A 2,916-nucleotide genomic window follows, 5' to 3' on the forward strand; every position below is an offset into this window, starting at 1 on the left:
AGTTAATTTAATAAAGGGGGAATTTTAATATGTTGTTGTATCTTGTTTATATTTTAGCGGGGGTTGGTGCTGGTGTTGTAACTGGGCTAGCTGGGCTTTCAGCTGCAGTTGTTATTACACCTTTACTTGTAGGAGTATGTGGATGGCAAAGTTATGATGCTGTAACAGTGGCACTTGCAGCAGATATAGTTGCTAGCTTATTAACGGCTTATACATACTATAAGAACAAAAACATTGATTTAAGAAATGGATCGCTTGTTGCAATAACAGCTTTCATAGGAACTATTATTGGTAGTTATTGTGGATTTTTATTCTCACAATCACAGCCAGATGGTTTAGGATATATCTCTATGGCAACTACTATATTATTAGGTATAAAGTTTTTAGCTAAACCTATTGAAGAAGGTCATGATGCTGAAAGTGCTGTAGAACATATAACTAAGTCAAAAGTTATTCTAGCTATGATTTGTGGAGTTGGTATAGGTTGGATTTGTGGATTCACTGGAAGTGGAGGAGGAGTTTTGATGCTTACTGTATTTACGCTTGTTATTGGATATAATCTAAAAGTTGCAGTAGGTACAAGTACTATGATTATGACATTAGTTGCTTTAGTTGGAGCTATAAGTCATATTTCTATGGGTGCTAAAGTAGAAATTATTCCAAGTTTAATAGTTGTAATAGGTTGTGTTATAGCTGCTTATGTTAGTGCTAAATTTGCAAATAAATGTGATGTTAAAAAGTTAAACAAAGTTGTTGGTATATGTTTAAGTATACTTGGTATGATAACTATCTTATTGAAGGTTAAATCTACATTAGTAGTTATAATATGTTGTGTTGTTTCTTCATTTATTTTAATATATTTTAAATTTATTTAGAATTTACTTTTACCGCTTTATTTAAAACAATTATTATGCTAAGTCCCCCCATAGAGTTATTTTTAGCATATATTTTTCCTTTATGAGATTTAACTATACTCTTACAAATTGATAATCCAAGTCCTGCTACTTTTCTACTTTTATCAGAAGTATAAAGAGCTTCAAAGATTTTTTCAGTATCACTTTCATCAACTCCACATCCACTATCAGATATGGATATCATAATTTCATCTTTGATATTCTCAAAGTCAATTTTGATTAGTTTTTTATGCTCTTTCATATTTTTTATACTATTTCCAATAATGTTTCCAAAAACTCTTCTAAGTTTTGATATATCAATGTTTAAAACTTCATCATCACAATTAGAGTTTACTTCAAATTCAATGTCCATATATGTAAGTTCATCTTTATATTCTTTATTAATTAAATCACATAAATCTTTTATACAAATGTCCTCTTTATTTATACCACTATCTAGATTATTACCTAAATACTCATCAAACTCATACATTAACTCTTTAATATCTTGAGCTTTAGAATATATTATTTCTATATATCTATCTTTTCTTTCTTCTGGCATATTTTTATTTTGAAGTCTTTCTGAATACCCTAAAATAGATGTTAGTGGTGTTTTTATATCATGTGAAATTGACGCTATTATTCTATTTTGATTTTGCTTTTCTTTATCTAACTTTTCAGTAAGTTCAAAGAAGTTATTTTTTAACCATCCTATTTCATCTCGTCTATTGATTTTAATTGGCTTTATACCAAATTTATAATTTTCAATATCCTTTTGTAAATGAAGTATAGGCTTTATAATACTTTGGTAAAGTATAATACTTAATAAGATTAAAGTAATAGTAATTATTATTATTTCAATTCTTAAAACATCTTTAAGTATTGGTATTTTAGTCAATTCATTTATTTTAATAGGAAAATTTATAGTAATCATATATATATCATCATTTACTTTTACTAAATCTACTGCCGTAAGATTTAAATATGCATTATTCTGTGTAGTGTATTCATAAATTAAGTCATCATTTATATTTTCAATTTTTATATTTATACTATTCTTTTTCTCTAAGTTTAATATTATATCTTCAATATTTTCTAAACTTTCTTTTTTCTCAATTTCATTAGATAAATAATTTAAATCCTTATCTATTTGTTCTCTTTTAATATTAATTTCATTTTCTATTTTTTCATGTAAATTATATTTATAATATCCTAGCATAACCATACAATTTATCATAAAACTAGATATTATAACTAACCATAGTTTGTTTTTTATACTCATATGTTTTACTAGCTTGCTTTAACAAGTTTATATCCTACTCCCCATATAGTTTTTATATATTTATTTTCTTTATCAATCTTATCTCTTAAACTTTTTATATTTACTGCAACAGTACCTATATCTCCAAATTCACTTCCCCATACAGAATAAAATATTTGTTCTCTAGATAATACTTGCCCTGCATTTTCACATAGGTATAAAAATAGTTGAAACTCTCGAGTTGATAATTCTATTAAATTATTATTAATATAAACCTCATAACTATCTTTATGTATTTCTATTTCACCTATTTTTATTATGTTTTTCATAATGTTATTTCGTCTTTTTTCTCTTCTTAAGTGAGCCTTTACCCTTGCAACTAATTCTTCAACTACAAAAGGCTTTTCAATATAATCATCTGCTCCTATCTCAAGTCCCAATAGTTTATCTAAAGTTTTGCTTTTTGCACTAACAAATATTATAGGGCAATTTACTTTCTCCCTAATTTTCTTGCATACATCTAATCCATCCATTTTAGGCATCATTATATCAAGTATAATCATTTCTATATCAGGATTACTATATATATTTTCTATTGCATTTTCTCCATCGTAGGCTAATACTACATCATATCCCTCATCATATAAACAGTCTCCAATAAGTGATGCTATTTCTCTATCATCATCTACAACTAAAATCTTTGACATTACTCCCTCCTTTATATATCTAATGGGTATATCTTAAACATTTATAATTTACTAT

Annotated in this window: 3 protein-coding genes; 1 reads left to right on the forward strand and 2 read right to left on the reverse strand. The window is 26.4% G+C overall.

Annotation, left to right across the window (positions count from 1 at the left end; translation table 11 throughout):
- Positions 1-29: 29 nt before the first annotated feature.
- Positions 30-875 carry a sulfite exporter TauE/SafE family protein gene (locus G3997_RS04880; RefSeq protein ID WP_296648997.1) on the forward strand — a complete coding sequence of 282 codons (846 nt, stop codon included), beginning with the start codon at positions 30-32 and terminating at the stop codon, positions 873-875.
- Here the strand turns inward: G3997_RS04880 and G3997_RS04885 are convergent.
- On the reverse strand, positions 868-2,175 hold the full coding sequence (locus tag G3997_RS04885) for a sensor histidine kinase (RefSeq protein ID WP_296649003.1): 1,308 nt from the start codon (positions 2,173-2,175) through the stop codon (positions 868-870). The genes G3997_RS04880 and G3997_RS04885 overlap by 8 nt on opposite strands.
- 8 nt (positions 2,176-2,183) lie before the next feature.
- Entirely contained in the window at positions 2,184-2,861 is a 678-nt protein-coding gene (locus tag G3997_RS04890) for a response regulator transcription factor (protein ID WP_296649006.1), read from the reverse strand.
- Between the last annotated feature and the right edge of the window lie 55 nt (positions 2,862-2,916).

Origin of the sequence: Romboutsia sp. 13368 (genome assembly GCF_018336475.1) — a bacterium.
Classification (GTDB): Bacteria; Bacillota; Clostridia; order Peptostreptococcales; family Peptostreptococcaceae; genus Romboutsia.